The sequence below is a fragment of the Permianibacter aggregans genome (assembly GCF_009756665.1).
In the GTDB taxonomy this organism is placed as follows: Bacteria; Pseudomonadota; Gammaproteobacteria; order Enterobacterales; family Permianibacteraceae; genus Permianibacter; species Permianibacter aggregans.
Window position 1 is genome coordinate 2076136 of record NZ_CP037953.1, and the last position, 21130, is coordinate 2097265.

Annotated in this window: 20 protein-coding genes; 6 read left to right on the top strand and 14 right to left on the bottom strand. The window is 51.9% G+C overall.

Translation table 11 applies throughout. The features are described 5' to 3' along the window. Positions 1-79 precede the first annotated feature (79 nt). Complete coding sequence (locus E2H98_RS09240) at positions 80-697, bottom strand: DUF502 domain-containing protein (RefSeq protein WP_133592268.1); 618 nt, start codon at positions 695-697, stop codon at positions 80-82. A 457-nt stretch (positions 698-1154) separates the two neighbouring features. Between E2H98_RS09240 and E2H98_RS09245 the strand changes: the two genes are divergently transcribed. Then, positions 1155-1532 carry a hypothetical protein gene (locus tag E2H98_RS09245; protein WP_133592270.1) on the top strand — a complete coding sequence of 126 codons (378 nt, stop codon included), beginning with the start codon at positions 1155-1157 and terminating at the stop codon, positions 1530-1532. A gap of 48 nt (positions 1533-1580) precedes the next feature. Here the strand turns inward: E2H98_RS09245 and E2H98_RS09250 are convergent, their stop codons facing one another. From E2H98_RS09250 to E2H98_RS09285, 8 genes are all read right to left on the bottom strand, one after another. Continuing rightward, complete coding sequence (locus tag E2H98_RS09250; protein ID WP_133592272.1) at positions 1581-2249, bottom strand: CPBP family intramembrane glutamic endopeptidase; 669 nt, start codon at positions 2247-2249, stop codon at positions 1581-1583. Next, positions 2246-3148: a tetratricopeptide repeat protein gene (locus E2H98_RS09255; RefSeq protein WP_133592274.1), complete on the bottom strand. Its 903-nt coding sequence runs from the start codon at positions 3146-3148 to the stop codon at positions 2246-2248. The genes E2H98_RS09250 and E2H98_RS09255 overlap by 4 nt, the downstream gene beginning before the upstream one ends. A 238-nt stretch (positions 3149-3386) precedes the next feature. Further along, on the bottom strand, positions 3387-3713 hold the full coding sequence (locus tag E2H98_RS09260) for a hypothetical protein (RefSeq protein ID WP_133592276.1): 327 nt from the start codon (positions 3711-3713) through the stop codon (positions 3387-3389). Positions 3714-4601: 888 nt separating this feature from the next. Continuing rightward, complete coding sequence (locus E2H98_RS09265; protein ID WP_133592278.1) at positions 4602-5369, bottom strand: NERD domain-containing protein; 768 nt, start codon at positions 5367-5369, stop codon at positions 4602-4604. 286 nt (positions 5370-5655) lie between these two features. Further along, positions 5656-6192, bottom strand: a complete 537-nt coding sequence (locus E2H98_RS09270; protein WP_133592280.1) for a TIGR04141 family sporadically distributed protein — start codon at positions 6190-6192, stop codon at positions 5656-5658. 134 nt (positions 6193-6326) lie between these two features. Further along, positions 6327-7862, bottom strand: coding sequence for a DUF885 domain-containing protein (locus E2H98_RS09275; RefSeq protein ID WP_133592282.1), 1536 nt, complete (start codon positions 7860-7862; stop codon positions 6327-6329). Positions 7863-8467: 605 nt separating this feature from the next. Next, a complete protein-coding gene (locus tag E2H98_RS09280) occupies positions 8468-9442 on the bottom strand; it encodes an OmpA family protein (RefSeq protein ID WP_133592284.1) in 975 nt (324 codons plus the stop codon). A 454-nt stretch (positions 9443-9896) separates the two neighbouring features. Continuing rightward, the gene (locus E2H98_RS09285) at positions 9897-10964 is read right to left on the bottom strand and encodes a zinc-dependent alcohol dehydrogenase family protein (RefSeq protein WP_133592286.1); all 1068 of its coding nucleotides are present in this window, start codon (positions 10962-10964) and stop codon (positions 9897-9899) included. A 115-nt stretch (positions 10965-11079) separates the two neighbouring features. Here E2H98_RS09285 and E2H98_RS09290 point away from each other — a divergent pair, with 115 nt between their 5' ends. Together E2H98_RS09290 and E2H98_RS09295 are read left to right on the top strand one after the other, a co-directional pair. Further along, positions 11080-12000: a LysR family transcriptional regulator gene (locus E2H98_RS09290; RefSeq protein WP_133592288.1), complete on the top strand. Its 921-nt coding sequence runs from the start codon at positions 11080-11082 to the stop codon at positions 11998-12000. Between the two features lie 45 nt (positions 12001-12045). Beyond that, positions 12046-12573: a hypothetical protein gene (locus tag E2H98_RS09295; protein WP_133592290.1), complete on the top strand. Its 528-nt coding sequence runs from the start codon at positions 12046-12048 to the stop codon at positions 12571-12573. Between the two features lie 601 nt (positions 12574-13174). Here the strand turns inward: E2H98_RS09295 and E2H98_RS09300 are convergent. The 3 genes from E2H98_RS09300 to E2H98_RS09310 form a co-directional block, all read right to left on the bottom strand. Further along, entirely contained in the window at positions 13175-14200 is a 1026-nt protein-coding gene (locus tag E2H98_RS09300) for a GGDEF domain-containing protein (protein ID WP_162848201.1), read from the bottom strand. Positions 14201-14256: 56 nt separating this feature from the next. Continuing rightward, on the bottom strand, positions 14257-14574 hold the full coding sequence (locus tag E2H98_RS09305; RefSeq protein ID WP_198325279.1) for a helix-turn-helix transcriptional regulator: 318 nt from the start codon (positions 14572-14574) through the stop codon (positions 14257-14259). A 373-nt stretch (positions 14575-14947) separates the two neighbouring features. Next, a complete protein-coding gene (locus tag E2H98_RS09310; RefSeq protein WP_133592294.1) occupies positions 14948-15265 on the bottom strand; it encodes a hypothetical protein in 318 nt (105 codons plus the stop codon). 346 nt (positions 15266-15611) lie between these two features. Between E2H98_RS09310 and E2H98_RS09315 the strand changes: the two genes are divergently transcribed. Together E2H98_RS09315 and E2H98_RS09320 are read left to right on the top strand one after the other, a co-directional pair. Next, a complete protein-coding gene (locus tag E2H98_RS09315; protein WP_133592296.1) occupies positions 15612-15890 on the top strand; it encodes a type II toxin-antitoxin system RelE/ParE family toxin in 279 nt (92 codons plus the stop codon). 20 nt (positions 15891-15910) lie between these two features. Beyond that, positions 15911-16201, top strand: coding sequence for a HigA family addiction module antitoxin (locus E2H98_RS09320; protein ID WP_133592298.1), 291 nt, complete (start codon positions 15911-15913; stop codon positions 16199-16201). A 221-nt stretch (positions 16202-16422) separates the two neighbouring features. Here E2H98_RS09320 and E2H98_RS09325 read toward each other — a convergent pair whose 3' ends face one another. Beyond that, positions 16423-16803, bottom strand: a complete 381-nt coding sequence (locus E2H98_RS09325; protein ID WP_133592300.1) for a DP-EP family protein — start codon at positions 16801-16803, stop codon at positions 16423-16425. A gap of 29 nt (positions 16804-16832) precedes the next feature. Next, positions 16833-19985 carry an nSTAND1 domain-containing NTPase gene (locus E2H98_RS09330; RefSeq protein ID WP_133592302.1) on the bottom strand — a complete coding sequence of 1051 codons (3153 nt, stop codon included), beginning with the start codon at positions 19983-19985 and terminating at the stop codon, positions 16833-16835. Between the two features lie 266 nt (positions 19986-20251). Between E2H98_RS09330 and E2H98_RS09335 the strand changes: the two genes are divergently transcribed. Further along, positions 20252-21100, top strand: coding sequence for an ion transporter (locus tag E2H98_RS09335; RefSeq protein ID WP_133592304.1), 849 nt, complete (start codon positions 20252-20254; stop codon positions 21098-21100). Positions 21101-21130 lie beyond the last annotated feature (30 nt).

Consider the following 21130-nt stretch of genomic DNA (forward strand, 5'->3'; position numbering starts at 1 on the left):
ATTTGGCTGCTAAGCCCAACATTCTTTGCCATATCAATTGTAAGGCCTGAACTCGCACTCTTGTTCGGTGCACTGCATCTTACGATGGCTCCTTTTTCTCCATCGGTGTCGGCCGCTGGCCTGTTACACCGGCCGTAAGGATAAAGCGCATGGCGTCCTCCATGCTCATGTTCAGCGGACGCAGTGCGCTGCGCGGTGTCAGCGCGGCGTAACCGCCAATCATGTAGCTCATCGGAAAGTACACCAGCACGCAATCGCGCTCGCTGACTTCCTTCGGCAGCTCGTGCAAATCTGTTCGGGTGACGAATCCGATCAGCTCCATGCCGGTGTCGCCAATCGAGACGGCGACGACCTGCTGAAATTCGTTATCTTTCGCCGACGAGAAATAATTGAGCAGATCACGAATGGCGAGATAGATCGATTTGACCACCGGCAAGCGGATAAAAGCCCGCTCGCCCTGTGCGAATAGCCGGCGCACGACCAAGGTATGCATCAGCATGCCAACGATAAACGCCACCAACAGACCGGCGGCAAAGCCCATACCGGGAAAGTACCAACCGGTCGGCAGAACAAAGCGCAGCAAATTGCCAAGCAGTGCTTCAGTCGATACTACCAGCCAGTACAGCAGATAGAGCGTCAGCACGACCGGCAGGATCGTGATGAGTCCGGTCAGAATGCGTTTGCTGATGGCGCGCATCGTAGAGGTCTCCGGCTTGGTAGTCGATAAACGGAATGTGCTAGTGGTTTCTTTGCCGTCCGCATTTAAGATAGCGCCGATGCGGACCTTATCGCACGCAGGGCCCGTGCTCGGCTACGAAAGATTGTAGTACACATGGCCTGCGAAACCTATTTATTGATATCTCAAAAGTAATGTCCAGCCCCACGCTCCAGCGCTGACTCCCATTCGTATGATTACGTCTTTGAATAGTCGCACCCACGCGGGCTATTAGTCACAAAGGAGAGTATGGTGCTGTGTTCTTTTACCTTGAGAACGCTGTATATCTAAGTAATTCGACCTGAGAAAAGTTTTCATTTTCGAGATATGAAGTTGTGCGGGATTAGTCGTTCGACTTACTATGGAAAAGAGGCCGGATGGCTGCTCAGCAATCGCTTTTTGGTTCAACAGTCCGTTTAGCAATTAGGAAGTACAGCGTTTGAGAGTATTGATATTCATGGTGCTGGCATTACCTTTGGTAGCTTGTGTTACGAAGGGCGAGCTGCCATACATTACGGCTGAAGGTGAACGTAAAACAGCCTGTCAAACTGAATATAGTGGCGCACCTTCTGTTGATATGTTCGCTGTGGAATACATTCTAAGCTACTGTGCAAAAAAGGCAGCGGAGCGAGGCAATGTAATTCTCGATCAAACCCTACTCTCAATGGATCTGGCAATTCCCGTAGCACCAAACGGAAAGCCGTGGACCTTTGAATATGCAACGGCGCTACATCGAGCAGGAAAGCTCACCGATAAAGAGTATGGCTATATCATTGCCTATATAGACTTGGGTTTGAATGGCGCTCCCTCAACATAAACTTGTCCGTCAAACTGAGATAGGTTCAACCCGAGCCCACGCCCCCAATCAGGAAAACACTGCAACCCATGTGATGGCATTGCCAAAGCCGTGAACCACGCCTGGCACAATCACACCGCCGGTTCTTTCCCGAAGCCACTGGAAAAGAAAGCCCGCTGCAAAGTATATCGCTACAAGCAATAACACTACTCCTAGGTGCCCGCCAGCATACAGATCAAACATTCTGACTGAGTGCAAGGGAGCGATTACAAAGATGATCGTTGTGATAAGGCCCGCGAGATTTTTATTCATACGTTTTGCTAATGACGTGAACAGCAGGCCTCGAAAGGTCAGCTCCTGACCAACACCTATGCAAAAACCAGTGAAAAACCAAAGCGCCCAATAGCTAGCTTCAACACTAAGGCTAGCTTTAAGCTGCTCATATTCCAAAAAACCGAATAGAACGATGCTTCCGATACTGCCTATAACCAGAAAATCCAAATGCTTCCTGGGCGAGACGAATAGCTGTGGAAGCATCGTGCGGATCACGGCGACGAGAAACACTATCAGGCCAAGCTCCAGGAAAAAGCGCATTGGTTGCATGAAGTACCAGTGAGTTGGCTTCAACAACCAAGGGTCCGGCTGCAGCCATAAACGCACCGGTATTTCCATCAATAAGAACAGACCTAAGCACCACCAAACCTTGGTGTTATCGCTAACCGATGAACGGCTGTTCATGCTGCCTCCTCCGCCTGACGTTTAAGCTGCCTCACGATACGATGAAGCTCCTTATCGTCGCTGGACATCGCTTTCTTTAGGTGTTGTTCCATCATCACAGGCTCATTCAGAAGCTTAGCCAACTGGGCCAAGCGCAGATGAGCCCATGCTAACGGGGGCAAATCAGGGGATGTCTGGCCAATCTCAATAAACTGATTTAATGCTCCTACACCCTGTTCCAGATTCATTTCACTAAACACCGCATTTCGGCCAACTTGGTACAAGGCATTTAGCGAGTACTTCAGATCGCTTTCTTCAGTAAGCGCTGCAGCTTTGGTAAAACTGTTGTGCGCATCGGTATATTTCTGCTGCTGCTGGAGCTGCAAACCAAGCCGATAATGAAACTCTGAAACATTCGGAAATTCATTTACCGCTTGCTTTAACAGCGCAAAGTACGCTTCGGCTTCCTCTAGCTCATTTAAGTAAAGCAGTTCAGCTTTCAGCCCATGCAAGCGAGAGACCTTATAGACTTCCTCCACCTGCTTTTTGGCGAGCTTTTCATCTCCACCAGCAATAGCGGGCGCTCCAAGGTAAAAACGAATCAACCCCATGCGATAGTCAATATTTTTCGGGGCAAGCTCGACGGCTTTCTTCAAGCAATTCAGGGATTTCGTTGCATAGCTATAGGCTGAGATGAACGAATCTTCGGCTTGCTGGCCCATGATTCGGCCACATAAAAAGTTAATCTCGGCGTTTTCCGGCGCTGATTTCAGCGCATTGACGACCAAGTCTTCCGCTTCATCCAGGTCGTGTTTCATCGCTTCAGTAATCGCTTTAACTGAAGCCTCGTTGGTCTCATTGGCACTTAATGAATAAGGGGCTAGAAGAACCACCATGATTATCAGGGCGTGTAAGGTCATTTGATCGCTCTCAGAATGATTGATGCGATCAGCTTAGAGAGTACTCAAGCGACTCATCAGTGCCATAAGTCACTATTCATAAAAGCGCACCGGACAAGGGTATGAGCCCGAAGCCCCTAGATAAGTTGTTCGTTGGTTTTAGCTCGTAGGTTTGGCTGGTAAGCTCAGCGTCTCAGTCCATGTCAAATGTAAGGCCTGACCCCGCGCACTCATGTTAGCTCAAAACATTGCTCGGTCTTCAGTCATCATTGAGTGCCGCATTCTCGACAAGAACATTTTTATCAGAGTCTTCAATCCAAACGTTTATTAATTTGTAGCCTGCTTTATCAAATTTAACGAGATAGGTTTTTCCTGCCAAAATATTTGCGCATAAATCTAGGTCGGCATACTGTCCTTTCCGATTCTGGAAGTGAAGAGTTACGCAGTGATATCCAGGCGTAACTCGAATCTCAGAAGGACAGCGCATCGGAAATCCTTCGCAACCAACGGAAGTCCCGTCGATCTTGAAAAAGCTTAATGCGTAGTCTTGTCCGAGCTTTAAGAGCGACGAAGTTTGTTCACCCACGCTTCGGTCATATCGATAATCGAATGTACCTTTGTTTGTTATGGTAGGTAGACATGACGGAAGAACGATCGTCATCATCAATAGCGCAACACACCGCACGTAACTCATTTCATTCCCTATTTCTGCAATGCTCTAAAACTAAAGCAATTATCCTCGACAGCTTTGATGAAAGCGCCCTACTCGCGAGGTGTACTACAAAGCACGGGTAAGTACGATTGCGCGCGCTGTAACACACTAGACTCGCGAGCATAAATCGCGACTGTATTCTATTGCCTCACCACTTAATCTTAATCCGTTTAATTTTCATCTTTGGCATCACTTTCTTCGCTTCCCGAGCTACATTTTAGCCGCAACGCCACCTTCTCGTATGATGTTATTTAGCACCTTTTCCTGCTCCCTAGGGTCGGCTCGTAGGTTAGGCTGCAAAGCCCAACGCAATATTTCATCTCACTATCGCATCCGAACGACGATAACGCATGACAAGCTCCTTTTGCTACATCAACCCGCGCAAAACAAACTTGGCTTCGGGTTTGTTGGGCTTATCAGCCCAACCTACCGTGCTAGAAAAACCACCATGATTATCAGGGCGTGCAAGTGCATTTGATCGCTCTCAAGACTATTGATGCGATCAGCTTAGAGAGTGGTCAAGCGACTCATCAGTGCCATAAGTCACTATTCATAAGAGCGCGCCGAACAAGGGTCTGAGCCTGATCCCCTCGATAAATTGTTCGCTGGTCTGAGTTACTCGGGGTCAGCGTCGACTTTTCTTGGCCGTCCTATCGGTTTTGGCGCTGCTCTCTGCTCATTCATCGCTTCGACTTGCAATCGAAGTCGAACATTCTCTTGTCAAATGTAAGGCCTGACTCAGTGCTCCACGAATGCTTCGGGCTAGATCGCAAGTGTCCCTCGGCATTTGGGGAAGTTGATACAGCCACGAAATTGCCTCCCGGCCCGCTCACCGGACTTGATCTGTCGAACGATTGTTTCAGCGCCGCAGCGTGGGCAGTTGGTTGTCGTTTGCGCTTTTCGCTGATTCAGAGAGGCGACGTGATGAAGATTGGTTTTGATGCCCGGAGTTAGGCGCAGTTGCTGGATTCTATTGGTCACATCTGACACTTCCGCTTCGGACAAAACCACTTCTTTCTTTGACTTGATGTAGCGAATGTAGCCGCCACCTTCCGTGACGTTTTCTGGCATTTTGGTTTTAAACGTGCTGTCGCCGATGAATACCACTACTGAGAACAGTTTGCTTGGATCAATTCCAAGCAAGGTTTCGAGGGCTTTCAGATGCTTGCAGTTCTGGTGCAGAGGGTTTTGGAATGTGTTGGTGTGTCGGTAGATTTTTTGGGTCCAGACTTTCTTGTTGACGTCACCGAATATCCAGCCGCGCATATTCTTGGTTTCGACAACAAACACGCCAAAACGGGAAACAATGATGTGGTCAATCTGGGTTGTGCCGTCCTCTAGTGTTAGTGTCACATCCTTCATCAGGTGGTAAACATTACGGTCCAGCATCAGCTTGGCGGACACGTTAATCACGAACTCGCCGATCACCCCTTTGAACCAAGCCGAGCGGATAATTAGTGTAAGAACTAGAACAGGCAAGAAGTATTTCGCGGAACTCAGTAAACCCGTAAAAACTGACTCGACAATCATTTGGCTAGCTCCATCTTTTGTTCGTTCTCTGTCCCGACTTCATCAAGAGCCGCTGCGATTCATTCTGTTTTTTCTGTTTTAACGCTTGCGCAACCCAGTTTCGTCCAACAAAGAAAGGTATAAACGTAGAAAGCAATACCCAAAACCGTGCCTTTGGATGAACCACTCCAGGATCGAAAAACAACAATGCACCTACCATTAACGGTAGATGTAGCAGCACGATGCCCCAGGCTATTCTCTGATTTTTGGTCATTGGCACACACTTTCTTTTCAGTTTTTGTATCGCTTAACTACAGCCGTGCAAAATGTAAGGCCTGACCCTGCGCTCTGCACTTTCTACGACGCCAGTGATAGACTTAAGTATTTCCCAGTCGAATTTGAATTCAAACTCGTTGATCGAAACGTATCTTGAAGACTGGCTTCTCGATTGGAATGGCACTTTGTCAATGCTTGACTTGTCGATTGACTTTAGCAGCTCTGGATCTGAGATATTCAAAGCGACTTTTAGGCCGAAGTATTTTTCTATTTTAATTGACTCTATCAAATGGCGTGCGTGACCAAAGGTAAAACAGATCACTCTTTCTTCAACTAACAAAGCCAGCACGGCTTGCGGATTCTCGCTTTTGAAGTCCGCGACATTGATTCCATCAACAGCCTCGAATAGATCTATCCATTTTGGTTGTGATTGACTTTTCCGCCAGAACAAATGAGCGGTGTGCTCATCAATCTGAAATCGAACACTTCTTATGTCTGGTTTATTAGATATCGCATCAGCAATTCTTACTTCCTCTTTGAGAAGTACAGCACTTATTTTCAATTTCATTGCTGGACCTATTTGCACGCAAGTATGTCACTACTAAACGGTGATTTTGTAAGGGGGAAGAGGTCCTTCACACTCACGAAAAACCGCTACTTAATGTAAGCAACGAATAACGTGGTGAAGGCGTGATAACGGAGTTAGAGCTCTTTTCTCCCAGAGTTCGCTAGCATAACCGGCACACACCCCACCCCATTAAACTCTCGAAAAAACTCCTTCATCACAAACTCCTTCCCTTCACTTTCCATTTGCTCCGCTTTCTGCGCCAGCAACCGTTCAATCAAATATTTACCCACCACATAACTCGTGCCATAACCCGGCTGTCGCAAATACAAATGCTGCTCAAACTTGAGCAAATGCGGTTCGGTTTTCATCCAGCCGCGTGGCGTCCATTTGACGTGCACTTGGCTGGCTTCTTCCATGGTCATTTCATTGGCGTGGGCGTAGAGCGAGCCGAGGCCTCGTGCGGCGCGTTGCGCGAGCATAATCCACACGATTTCGCGGGAACGCGGGCTGTCGTCGTAAAGGCCCATGTGCATGAACATTTCTTCTACGCCGGTGGCGATGCCCTCATTCTTGCTGTCCCAGATGTTGTAGAGCAACGGGCCACGGCGGATGGGGCTTGGGTGTGGCTCGTCGCGCATTTGGGCGAGATCGAACCAGTGATACCAGTGGCAGTATTGGCCGCGTGGGTCGTAGTGGCGGCAAATGTCGAAGAAGTTGCGTTTGGCTTCGGGCACAAAGTCGAGCAGGTGTTCGCGTAAGGCGGGCTCCATGTTCGGTTTGATCGGCATGACTTCTTTTTCAGCCAAAAAGCGCATCAGTTGCGTGGCGGCTTTGTCGGCCATCGCGGCGTATTCTTCTGGCGTGCTCGCGGCTTTGAGTGGTGGCAGGTGTTGATTGCGCCGCTCTTCCAGTTTCAAATTCGCCCAGGCGCGGTCGAGTTCGCGTTGCAATAAATCCACTTCTTGTTGCCAGGTGAACGGCAGCAGGTGCACGTGTTGTTGTGACCAAGTGTAATTTTCTTTGCCGACGCCAGAGGGGCCGGTTTTGTTTGGTGCCTGTTTTTCCAGCCAGTGAATGAAGTGCTGGTTGGCGGTGATGGCGGCGTCGATGGTTTGGGTAAGTTGAGCGTGTTCGCTGGTTTTGTTTTTTAGCCAAAGCAAATCTTGGTGCTGCTGATGAAAGTTGCCGATGCCGGCCAGCCATAAATCGCGGGCGTTGCCGGTGAGGTTTTGTTCGGCTTGCTTTAATAGTGGGGGAAAAACGCGTAAGGCTTTTCCCAGCTTTTCGGCGTCCGGTTTGCTTAGCGGAAAGCGGTATTGCCACACTTCGATGATGGCGTGGTTGCATGGGCCTTCGTGGTCGGGCACATCGGATTGCTCCATCCACAGGGTTTGGTAGAAGGCCGGGTCTCTAACCCATGGCTTGAGCACGCGATGGTTAAAGTCGTAGCCGTTCATTTCGGCTTGCACGATTTGCCAGTCGATGTGTTCATCGCGGCTCATCGTTTCGGTGTTGATGGCGTGCAGGCGCTTTTGCAGGCGCTCGAATTCGCTGTGGCGTTTTTCGAATTGGCTGGCGGTGTAGTCCGGGGCACCGGCGATGGACGGCGGGTGCTCGAAGGCGCGCCATTCGTGGAAAAGTTCGACGAGTTGCTGATAGCTGCTGCTCATGGCTGGCTCCGTATGTTGGGGCGGGACATGAGCCTAACCGAGGTGCGCGAGAGGCATATAGAGGAAAATCCTTGTTCCAGTACAACCGAGGGCTGGAATGGAAAAGTAGCTCGGGTTTTACGAGTGTGCAAGTTGCGCTGCGCAATGTGCGCCCAATCTGATACGGAACTGAGTTACCTGTGCGGTTTGTTTGCCTGGAGCAGCGCGGTGCTTGGTGCACGGCGGCGGCAGAATAGGGTTAGGCGGAAGTGAGAGAGGCGAGATTCCCCCTCTCTCACGGGGGGAGAGGGAGCTGGCCGCTTGCGGTTCTGGGGAAGTTTGATTTCGAGGTTAGTTTTGGCGAAAGGGTTAATCCCTCATCCCAACGTTCATGTGCATCATCTGACTCACAGGGATATGGGGAATGCCGTAAAACGTCTGGAACATTTGCGGCCCTGACACACCCCCTCTCCCCAACCCTCTCCCACGTGGGGAGAGGGAGTTGGCCGCTTGCGGTTCTGGGGGAGTTTGATTTCGAGGTTAGTGTTGGTGAAAGGAGTAAGAGCGTCGCTCTCGCATAAGCGGTTGTGGTTTCCCGGCGTTTTGGAGAATGCACAGACCGCTTTTTATTGCGCGACCATCTCCACCCGACGGTTCTTGGCGCGTCCGGCTTCGTTTGTATTGCTGGCGACCGGCGCGATGTTGGCGGAGCCTTTGGCTTGCAAACGGTTGGCAGCGATTTGATGTTGTTTGACGAGTGCGTTGACGACCGCTTCAGCGCGGCGTTGTGACAGCGTTTGGTTGAGCTCGAATTTACCTTGATTATCGGTGTGGCCGACGATGAATACGTTCAAGCTCGGTTGCTCTTTCAGTAGCTTGGCCATTTGCTCGAGCTGGGCGTTGCTTTCGGGTTTTAGCTCCGCTTTACCGGTGTCGAAATAAATGCCATAGAGCGCGATTTTGCCTTCGGCTTCGATGCCGCTTTTCATCGCGGCGCTGTTGATCAGCACTTTGCCGGTTTCCATGGCTTTGGGTTCGAGAATTTGAATGGCGACAGCCGCTTGCGTTTCGCTTTGTTGAAAGTTTTGCGCCGTTAACACGGAGATATGCCAATCACTGTCGGCTTTTTTCAGCACCGCATACGTGTAAAGGCCATCACGCCAAAATGGGCCGACATCGGACGCCCACATTCCCTGAAACTTCATGTCGCCGTAATGTTTGCGCCAGTGTTTGCTTGGCTCCCACCAGGCGTCTTTGCCATCGACCGAGGTTTTGATTTCAGCGCCGGCATTCTTCAGTGCCAGTTCGTAATTGCGGTGTACTTCCAGTGGCGACTTGCCTTTTGGCGCGAGGTACAACAGCTTGGTCAGTTGCCCTTCGACAGTAACCGGCTTGTCCATTTCCAGTTCTTTTTTCGGCGCATCGGCTTTGGCGAGATAAAACGTACCAACGGCGAAATCCTGTTGTTGGTAACCGTCGAGTTGTGAGCCCTGATAGCGGCTGAGCAGTGGATGATCTTTACCACCGGCGACATCGGCAGCGTGAACGACTGAAACACTAAGAGCGATGGCGGTGCTGAGAGCGGCGATAACGCGGCGCATGAGTTGACTCCTTTCTGAAGGTTTCCTTGGCTTGCCGTTTTACGGTGTAAGGCATCGCACTGGATTGCCGCGGCAAGCATAGAGTGCCAGTTTCGCGCTTGTTGCGGCGTTTGTCGCAAACACGGGCTTTTCAGTGGAGTATGCACGATGCGTGTGACAGCATGTAGCGCGTCCTTGCACCTCGCCGTTGCCAAAAAATGACGCAATAAAAAGCCCTGAGTCATAGCTCATGTCGATCGGTTAAGTACACGCTTTGTCACTCCCGCGTAGGCGGGAGTCCAGTTAATAAGCCTTAATTTTCTGGATTCCCGCCTACGCGGGAATGACAAACGCGTTGTTTGGTTTGAGAAACCGCTCTTAACTGACTGGCATTGGAGTGATGGCTGGCGTTTTTTTTGGCGCACCAGCCACGGCCCGAAAGTTTCGGGTAACTGAATCGATTATTGATTGAAACTCAGTACAAGGTGATGACCACTTTGCCGATGTGCTCGCCGCTGGCGAGGTAGCGGTAGGCCTGTTTCGCTTCACTGAACGGAAAGGTTTTGTCGAGCACCGGTTGTATCGCGTGCTGGCTGACAAACTCGGCGAGTTGCGCCAGTTGTGCGCGGCTGCCAACCATAATGCCGACCAGCTTTTTGCCGGCGCTTAATGCCAGCGGTGCCAGCTCGCCACCAAAGCCACCGCTGACACCGCCAATCAGCGCGACGGTGCCGCCCATTTGAATGCTGTCGATCGCCTGGTTCAGCGTGTTTTTGCCACCGACATCGAGCACCAGCTTTACGCCCAGGCCGTCCGTATGGCGCAGCACTTCCTTGGACCATTCCGGTGTGTCGCGGTAATTGATGCCGACTTCAGCGCCCTGGCGTTTGGCCCATGCCAGTTTGTGGTCTTGCGATGAGGTGATGAACACCTTCAGCCCCGCCGCTTTGGCGAGCTGCAGCGCCCACACCGACACGCCACCGGTGCCGAGCAGAACCACCGTGTCGCCGGCTTGTGCCTGGCCTTCGGTGAGCAGCGCGTTCCAGGCGGTAAGGCCGGCGCAGGGCAGCGTCGCGGCTTGCTCGAAACTCAGGTGCTCGGGTATGCGCACCAACGCGTGCTCGTTTGCGTGCGCGACGTCGCGCAGCAGGCCGTCGATGCTGCCTCCGAAGGCGCGTTGAATTTTGCTCGGCTCGGCGATGCCATCGACCCAGTCTGGAAAAAAACTCAGCATCACGCGATCGCCCGGTTGCCACTGCTTAACCTTGCTGCCAACGGCAATCACCTCGCCGGCGCCATCGGAAACCGGAATTACCGGCTCGCCGGGCTTTGAGCCATCACCGGCGATCAGCAGATCGCGATGGTTTAGCGACACAGCGCGAATGCGCACTTGCACCTCATGCTCAGCCAGCGGCGGTAATGCGGCGCTGAATTGGCCTAGCGACTCGATGCCGCCGTCTCGACGAAGACGATAGCCGTGATAAGTGCTGGCCGCCTGGTTGGCTTGGGTATACGGGGTCAGTTTTAGGGCGGGTGCGTTCATCTAAAGCTCCTTGGCGATGCGTGAATTACATTACGATGGCCTTATGCTAACTGCGCCCGTAGTTCGCCAATGATGTATTATCAGCGTCATTAAGGTTCCAATTTGGCACCAATCAATGATTGAAGAGCGTTTGCAGGGCGTGGCGGTGTTCGTCGAGGCGGCTGAAGCCGGCAGCTTTGCGCTGGCGGCCAGCCGCTTGCGGGTGACCCGTTCGGCAGTAGCCAAACGCATCGCCAGGCTGGAGCAGCGCTTGGGCGCGCGCCTGTTCCACCGCACCACGCGCCAGCAAACGCTGACCGAAGAAGGTCAGGCCTATTACGAATACTGCAAACGGGCATTGAGCGAACTGGAAACAGCGGAAGCCAGCTTGGACCAAACCGGGCGCGACCCGATGGGCCGGCTGCGCGTCAGCGCCCCCAGCCTGCTTGGCCAGCGCTATGTGGCGCCGATACTGTTGCGGATGGCGCATCGTTTTCCGAAGCTCGATTTGCAACTGTGGCTGACCGATCAGCGCGTCGATTTGCTGGCCGAGAACTTCGATTTGGCGGTGCGCATCGGGCCGCTACCCGACAGCAGTAGTCTGGCCGCGCGCAAGCTCGGTACCCAGGTGTTTCAGATCTATGCGTCACCCGCCTATTTACAACAGCATGGCGTGCCGCAAACAGCTGGTGAATTTGCCAGCCATACGGCGATTGCCTATGCCGGTACCGGTCCCGATCCGGTGTGGGAAATGCTCGATGACCGTGGCACGCGCCATGAGCTCAACGTAAAACGCCGATTTCGTTTCAATGACATGCAGGCGATTTGCGATGCGGCGGTCGCCGGCTTGGGCTTGGCGCGTTTGCCAAGTTGGCTGGCGACGCCTTATCTTCCGCGTCGGCAATTACAGGTTTTGCCAGCGCGCACCCCAGTGGCGGCCGATGTCCATGCGGTGTGGCCGGCGACACGATTTTTGCCGATGAAAACGCGGGTGGCGATTGATGCCTTGGTAGCGGAGTTGTCTAAGGTATTGCAGGGCGTAAATCCAACCACGTAGTAACCAACACGTGAATGAGCAACACCATATAAAAGGACCAAAGTCGTGCGCACATTGCCAGAAAAGTACTTGAGTGAAATTGCCATTCCGAAAGACGTTTACGACATTGATTTGGTCGTGCTCGATCGCTATCAGGGATTTTCAGCTGAACTACTTCGGTTGGCCTTGCTCGGCCTGGCCGGTTACGGTTTTCTGATCGGCAATATTGTGTTCAAGATGCAAACCAAAGATGGTGCGCTTCCCTATCTGAACGCATTTATCGGTTCCTGGCCGCTGTTGGCAGTTGGTGCGCTGAGCTTGGCACTGGCGGCGATGATGGCGCTTGGCCATCGCTATTTTTCCACCGACTCTTTGACGCATCAGGTGCGCCGATTGCGTTTGCGCAAGCGGCTGGAAGAGTTGAAACACAAACCGGAAGAGCGTGAACGGCTGGAGCAAATCATTGCTCATGAATCACAAAGCCTGATGAGTGACTTGAACCGCTGTCGCTGGTTGTTGTTGGGCGCCAGTATTTCACTGCTTGTTGGTGCCGCTGGCGTGGCGTTGTCGTTTGCGCTGACGCTTGCTGCATAAATTAGACCGTGCGTGGTGTAATCGTTGTCACCAGACACGGCCATTTACTTGTACAGGCACAGCCCGTGTTCTCGCTACCTCACACTAAGCGAGCGTGAAAATGTGGGGCGTGGTCGCAGTCTTTGTGCGACCGATTGCCCATATCCGGCAATTGATCCTGGGCGTTTGTTGTTTGTGATGTAGTGATCTGCGTATAGTCGCCGGCCTCAAAACACCGGAGAAATCTGTGCTGGCAATGGCAGCGATATCCACTCCACGCGCCAATTGCGACTTTCGCCTTTCTTGTTGATGAGAAGCATAGCGCTGTTGCCTCATTGCAATGTGAATCCGGTGACCAATGAATGCGGCCAAGACAAACACATCGATGCTGTTACCCGCACTCTAGAAAGTGATGGCCTGGCCACAACGACGGGTGAGGCGGTGCCGAGCCGGTTTTGGCCAGCATTTTTTTGCATCGCAATGTTACTGATGCGTGACGCTTTTTTTGGCCGTCGCCGGTATCTGCGTATGCCGTTTCAATACAAATGATTTGTCTTCCCTTGTTGTGAGTTGCAACGGCCGGTTACCCGGCCATTTTTTTGCCATGTTTTTCTGTAGCGTGTCAAAAACCCGCGCAATACTCGACTCGATTACGTCCGGATATTTTTGCCCGATATAACGCAACATCGGCCATATTGACCAGGGCCGAATAATCTCTAAGGTGCTGAGCGACCGTGCATGCCACACCAATACTGATGCTTAGCGGATGGCTGTTAACCACATCCTGATCACCTCCGCTCAATGCGGCAACCTTGCGGCGTATGGTTTCAGCTAACGCGGTTGCCTGGGTTTCATTACAGCCAGGCAAAATGACGGCGAACTCTTCGCCCCCGTACCTGGCGGCTAGCATGCGTGGTGATGGCAATTCGCTTTTGATGGCACTGGCAATGCGGCGCAGACATTGGTCGCCATGCAGATGACCAAATTGATCATTGAGCTGTTTGAAATGGTCGATGTCAATCAGCAGAACACTGAGTGGCACATGGGTTTTGCTGCATTCTTGCCATTGGCGGAACAACACCTCATCAAAAGCGCGGCGATTGGCCACCTGCGTCAGGTAATCGGTGCGCGCCAGTTGGCGCAATTCGTCGTGCTCTTTTTTGTAGGCACTCAGATCTCGCATGATGCAAACCAGCAATGGGCGTTCCGCCGGAATGATCGACAGCGATATATCCACATCGACCATCAGGCCGTCCTGACGGCGCAGCATGATTTCTTTTGGTGAGTGTTCGTGAATGCGCTCGGCCAGGTCCTTTGCCGACGACTGCGCAAATAACTCGCTGTACTCGAACGAGAATGGCGGCTCCAAATAGTCGGCCCAACTTTTTCCAAGCATGGCGTCACGATTCTCACCAAACAATTGCTCACCAAACGGGTTCACCAATTGGATACGACCGTGTTGGTCGAGTAACAAGATTGCCTCCGACACATGGTTCAGCACCACGCGCAGGCTTTCTTCCTGAGCTGTGCCAAACATCCAGTGTTGACGGACCAAGGGGTCAGGTTGTCGCGCGCTGCTTGATGGTTCGGAGGAGCTGGGGTAGGCCGAAACCGGCTGGCAGCGTTGACGAAGGGCAGACATTTCCATTTCTGAAGTCTCCGTGGAATGGGTAACGGGCAGCCGAAACCACCGCAACAACGCCTTCATGGGAACAGGCGCTCAACCGTTACCGAGAAAAAACGAGCCAGACCGCGCGCGGTACGGAAGATCACTGGCTTGCCCGCTTCGGCGCGCTTGACCGAAGCCACCGAGATGCTGATGCCCCGCTGCCGGCATTCGTCAGCCAACTCCTCTTGACTCAAGCATTGTTGGTGACGCAGCAGTCGTAGCGTGTCGACATTCAGCACCAAGCGCCCGGCGCGGACGGTCGGGGCAGAATAAGGTTGGCCGGTCCATGGCCGTTGGGAAACCTCAGCCGTTTCCGGCATATGTTCGCTGCGTGTTGATTGAAATTCGCTCATCGTTCTCCCCTTGGTTCGCCGTTCCGATTGGCGACGCGTTGACTATGGAGTGAACGATAAGAGAGCCGGACAATTTTCGCCTTCCGGTAACCTTACGACGATTAACTAATTGTTTTTATTTAGATTTTAATAGTTGAGACTGGCATCATGCACGGATCAGCTAGCGCTGATTTACGGTGCAGATAAGGGTCAGATGCCGTGCAGTTTGGTAGATTGGGTTGAGCGAAGCGGTGCCCCACACCCCTATTCAAAAGCGCCGGACCTCGCCATACACGTTGCGCTTATCAGCCCAACCTACATAAAGCCGCACGTCTCCGACGCGCAGATCCGTAGGTTGGGCTGAGCCCAGCGAAGCCCAACACCATCAATACATTCAACGCTTTCCGTCCCAGCATTTCCGCCAAAAGCGGGTTAGCGCCGCCATGAATCCGGGCCGACGGTCCAACGCCACCTGATGCTCGACGATACCCGGCTGACTCGGCGCCGGTTCGCTATGCGGACTGGCATTTGACCGTTGATGACCGGTATTGCGGTCACTGGCATAACCCGGTGCCCGCGCCGTATCGATATTCAGACGCAAACACCCGGCTTGCATGACCGGTGTTGAGTAGGGCTGGTGGTTTCCGGACTTTTTCGGCGGCCAAGCATTGGATTCGTTATCGGTAGGCTTGGCTATTTTTGTTTCCGTCATCAGTTTTCCTTGTTGCTTGCTGGTGCCGCGACCGCGCGGCGCCTGATTGCGGCGGCAACGATAAGGAAACCCGGAATTCTTAGCCTTTCGGTAAGCTTACGATCGGTAATGGTTTGATTTTGTTGATGTTGTTAATCGGCTTGAATGCGTAGGTTGGGCTGAGCGAAGCCCAACACTTCAACCGCGGAACCCGACCCAACCCCAATGGCCTTTTGTAGAGCTTTACAGCCCAGCCTGCCAATTTTGGTACGCTTAGTCATTTGACACCCGAAACGTTACGGGTTACGTTAATCGTGTGTGATTTGATCAGAACCTGTTTGGCCAGTTGTGAAAATGGATGTTCTCAATGATAAAAAGTTTTCAGCACAAAGGACTGGAGCTGCTTTTTCGTACCGGCTCCACCAAAGGCGTTCAGGCAGCATATGCAAATAAACTGCGGCGTCAGCTTTCCGCGTTAGATCACGCAACGAAACCGGATGATCTGGATTTGCCCGGCTGGCGATTGCACCCACTGAAGGGCCGGGCCAAAGGCCGCTGGTCGCTTACCGTGAATGGTAATTGGCGAGTAACGTTTGAGTTTAAAGATGGTGATGCATATGTCATCGACTACGAAGACTATCACTGAGCAAGCATAGGAGTATTAACATGGCGCGTATGCACAATCCTCCGCATCCGGGCGAAACCATAGGTGAAGACATTCTTCCTGCGCTCAACCTCACCGTCACTCAGGGAGCGGAAGCGCTAGGCGTCAGTCGCAAAACATTGAGCGCCATCATCAATGGCCGGCAAGGAATCAGCGCCGAGATGGCTCTACGCATTGCTCGCGTATTCGGCGGTTCACCGGAATTATGGATGGGTATGCAGGCAGCATATGAGTTATGGCAAGCCGAGCAGCACTTCGACAAAAACACATTAACGCCATTGCACGCGGCTTGATGACGGAAAATCACAGGCGCGCGGAATGAATTCACCCACGTCATGCCACCAAAAAAACGTGCTTTACCCGTTCGATGCCCATGCGGTTAATCTTCATGTCGGACTCCTCTTCTTGTTGACCGATTGTTTTCGCAAACTTCAGTCTGGCACATTGATGCCGTAGAGAGGAGGAGTCCATACCAATAAGCTACGGACCTACACAATTCGTGGCTAAGATAATCTTACATCGGTGGCTTTGGATGATTGATTATCTGGGGATCCGCGCTGATTATTGTTTGTGGAGGGTTCGCTGAGTTCTGCACGACTAACAAAAAGCTAATGGTGTCGTTAGGGTTCTCATAGTTATCGAAAACCTTGAGAGACCGGCCGCCTTCAACAACTTTTATTCTGCCGATATCGGCATCGCTTGGGTTCAAGAATACGGCACCAACAAAGCGCAATGAACTATCTGTTGTTGGAGTCATGGTGTAAGTGACATCTCCCGGCGACGTGGTGGTTACGTTTCCGTGCCCATCCGTACCGCCAGAATAGCTAAAACTTCCTGACGAGAAATCTACCGATACTTGAACCGTGCTCAGGTTTTTTTTTGCGAGTAATGACATAGGTGTTTCCTTCTTTTGTGGGCTATCGTTTAACTACAAAGCCTGTTTACCTCTCGGCGAAAGATATAACGATTGACCTTTTTCTGTTGCTCTAAGGCAGCCTTAAGTTTTTCACAGATCAATGACCTGTCAAAATCCACTTTAGAGGCATGCTTTTTAAGCAAGGACAAAAGATCTATCCTCAACCTTGATTCACTGTCCAGCTGATTGTAAATGTTATGTTCATCAATGGTTGAAAGTAAAAAATCAACGGTTCTATTAAACGCTGTTGAATTGCCAACGGCTTCATAATGTCTACTAAAATCAAACAAAGCGGAGATCATGTCCCTCCTAATGTCACCGGTAGATAGGTTGCTGTTCAGCAACAGCATTGCCTCATTCACATCCGCTTCCTCAATAGCGCTCTTTGTGCTATCCAACGCAACAGTCGACGATAAGGCATTTGCTAGAATGAAATTAATTTTTATCTGTGTATTTTCTTTATCTTCCAGAAGCAAGCGCCGGTATATTGTTTTTGATTCCTCAACGAGTGATGACGCTAGGTCGATGTTATTTAGCTCAACTTGTAGTCCAGCGGCTGCATACAATGATTGTGCCAAATTACCTAAGAACAGCATACTGGACGGGTCTTCGTCTAATTGGCGTTTGATTATTTGTTGCTCGATTGTTCTGTATTTGTAGGATTCTTCGAAATCTTCCAACGCAAAAGAAAGGGACGCCAGCCAAGAAATCGTATCGGCTGTCGTGTAAAGCAGCATTGTGTCGTTTGGTGCTTTTTCTAGCGCTCTTTTTTTAAGCTCATATGAGCGAAAGAAGTGCTCTGAGGCTTTAGATAATTGTTTTAGATTGAAGTAGACAGAACCTAGAGAGTTTTCCGCATACGATAGTTCGATGATTAATTCGTTGCTATCAGGATGTTTAACTTGTGCTCTCTCGATACTTTTGTAGTAGTTAGTGAAGCTCTCAATAGCCGCCTCATACTCATGCTTATCAAAGTGTACTTGCCCTTTCCAAAAGTATGCAGCCCCCAATTGCTTGGTGGCGTCCACGGTGAACTCATCTTCAAAATTGTATTGGCTGAGTAAGTGAATTGCCGTGATGGCGGCTTTTGTGACCTCATTATAGTTCCTCCGGGAATAGGCGGATTCTGAGATGGCATTCAACGCCATCGCTTTAATCAGATCTGACGAAAAGTCACCATCAATAGAACTTTCCTCCGAAAAATGAGATATAGCGCGTGCACTAATACTCTCCAAGAGATCCATCCTTCCCAGCTCTCTCAATTTGTCAGCAAACTCCCCCACCATAAATCCAAGCAAATTGTCCGCTTGTGCTCGACGCTCCTCGGCACGTTGCTCAGCCTCGACACTGCGCCATGTCATCGCGACTGACAACATTGTTAACAGCGCTAGGCTGGCAACGGTGGCGTGTTTAATCAGCTTGCGATTTCTTGAGCGTTTGCTGGATTGCTGGATATAGCGCTGCTCATTTTCGGACAGAGCAAATAAGCTGTTTTGTTCGATCTCTTTTGCTTCGAATAAGGGCTTGCCGTCTGGTATCAGGAATTCTTTGGCCTCTTTCTCGCTGAGCCAACGCTCAGCGGCTAGAGATAATCGGCTTTTGATTTTGATGTTATAGCGATGTTGGTGAATCCACTCGACGGCGCGCGGCCAGCGCCGCAATAACGCTTCGTGTGCCAAGCTAAACCCCGGCTCGTCACCGACCAGGTGTGATACCAGCAATCGGTTGTCGACCAGCGCTTGCACCAGTTGCCGCTGATGTTCACTGCCGAGCTGCGACCACAACGCCGCTCGACTGGTGATGGACTTTTCGTCATTGCTGAGGCTAACAAGTTTCGCGAATATTTGTGGTAGCGCGGTTTTGACGCTTTCCGGTTGGTCGTTGTAAATGGCTTCGGCGCGTTTGCCGATGGCGCCTTCAATACCGCCCAATGCTCGGTAGTGAGCTAGCTTCAATTCGTTGTCTTCGCCGCGCTGCTGGTAGAGTTCATTCAGCGTGTACTGCAGCATCGGTAAGGCATCGGGACTTTCGGCTGCATCGTCGCAGAGCAATTGATCCAGGCTATCGCTGCTGTCGCTTTCCCAGGTTAATTGCGCGGCTTTGGCTGGCAAGCGGATCATTTGCAGCAGTTCAGCGCGCGAAGGCGGCAACAAGTCAAAATGCGCGCCGGTGCTTTTACCGGTCATCAGCGCTTTGTGTTGCGCCAGCATCGGATAAAAGTCGTTGCGGCAGGTGGCGATGACGATGGCAGCACCGGAGCTCGCGAAGCTATCCATGATGCGTACGACTTGTGCCCGCGCCGCCTCCGGGAATTGTGGGGCGCTCAGCAGCGCTTCGAGCCTGTCCACCAGCAAAAGTTGATAACGTTTTTGTTCGACTTGTGTGGCCATGATGCTGCTAAACAAAGCAACCAGCTTGTCCAGATTGGTTTGTAGCTCGCCGGCCAACACCTCGGCGCTGATACCGGCGAAGACCGGGTCGTCGTTGATTTCCCAATCAAGCAGGGCACTGGCTAAATCGAGATACAAGCGCGACTCGGTAACATCGGCCATATCAACCGTTGCCGCCGACAATACATGGATGCCATCAAAACCATGGTCGGCGACTAAATTCGGAATGATGCCGGCATTGACCAGCGAGGTTTTGCCGCTACCGCTGGGGCCGAGCACGACGTGTAGGCTGCGTGCTTGGCGGGCGTGTAACGCAATTGACTTCAGCAGCACATTGATTTGCTCGCCGCGACCAAAAAAAACGCCTGCGTCTTTTGCTTCAAATGCGCGCAAACCCGGAAACGGCGAACCTTGTTGCCATAAGCCTTCGCTGACCGCCTGGGCATCGCCAACCGGAAACACCACCGGTGCAATGGCGCGGTATCCGCGCTTGCGAATGGTTTCGATAAAGCGCGGCTGGCTGGCGTCATCACCGAGCGCTTTGCGGAGCTGCGCGATGGTTTTATGCACGGGGTTGTCACCGAGCACCGCTCCGGCCCAGACTTGTTGCAGCAAATCATCGGCGCTGAACACTTGGTTCGCATGTCGGCACAAGAACACCAGCACGTCCATCGCACGCGGTTCGAGTTGTAGCGTTTTTTCGTCCTGGCGAATGGAGTTCGATTCAGGGTTAACCTGCCATTCACCAAAAAAGAACAGGCGTTGACTCATCAAGGCGCAAGGTGCTCCAAGTAGCGCAGAACCGGGACTTTAACAGACTGAAACGACAAATCGACGCCGTTTTTCCCCGCCCTGCGTTAGCCGACGCAGTTTGGTATCAGATTGGGTGCCGATTCAGCGCAAGCGCCGCTCAGATTCTGACCAGGTAGTATTCGTACTGGCAGGGTGCTGACCGTCAGGTAGTCACTGCAATTTCATGGCTATTGTGGTGAAATCGCCAGCCATTAATTGCGCCTATTTTTTATCCGGGGAATTTGATGAGTGACGTCAGCCTTTCTGTGCAACCCGAGCTTCGCCAGCGCCTGGTCAACTGGCTCGCCTTGCCTCGCGTGCAAAACACCATATTGCTGCTGATTCTGATCAACGCCGTCACGCTCGGCATGGAGACCTCGGCAAACATCATGGCTGCGGTCGGGCCGGCGATTCTGGCTTTGGATCATCTGCTGCTCGGCGTGTTTGTGCTGGAGTTGGCGCTGCGCTTGTACGCGCACCGCTGGTCGTTTTTTCGCGACCCATGGAATGTCTTTGATTTTGTCGTCGTAGCGATTGCGCTGATTCCTGCCAGCGGGCCATTTGCCGTGTTACGGGCATTGCGTGTGCTGCGGGTGCTCCGGGTACTGACACTGGTGCCGACGATGCGCCGTGTGGTCGGTGCTTTGCTGTCAGCGGTACCGGGCTTGGCCTCGATTGCGATGGTATTGCTGCTGATTTATTACGTGTTCGCGGTGATTGCTACCAAGTTATTTGGTCAGGCCTTTCCCGATTGGTTTGGCAGCCTTGGCGACAGCTTGTACACGCTATTCCAGGTGATGACGCTGGAAAGCTGGTCGATGGGCATCTCCCGACCGATCATGGAAACCTATCCAATGGCCTGGGCGTTTTTCATTCCGTTTATTTTGATCGCGACGTTCACGATGCTGAATTTGTTTATCGCGATTATTGTTAACGCGATGCAAAGCGTTACGGAAGATGGCCGGCAGGAAACGGTGCAGGCCGTTGAGCATTCACGCGAACACATTGAAGCGGAATTGCATCTGGAAGTGCGTGCACTGCGCGATGAGATTGCCGAGTTGAAAAGTTTGTTGCGCGAGCGAATGAAAGAGTGATTTTTTCGCTTTGGTGAGGTGGGAAAGTTG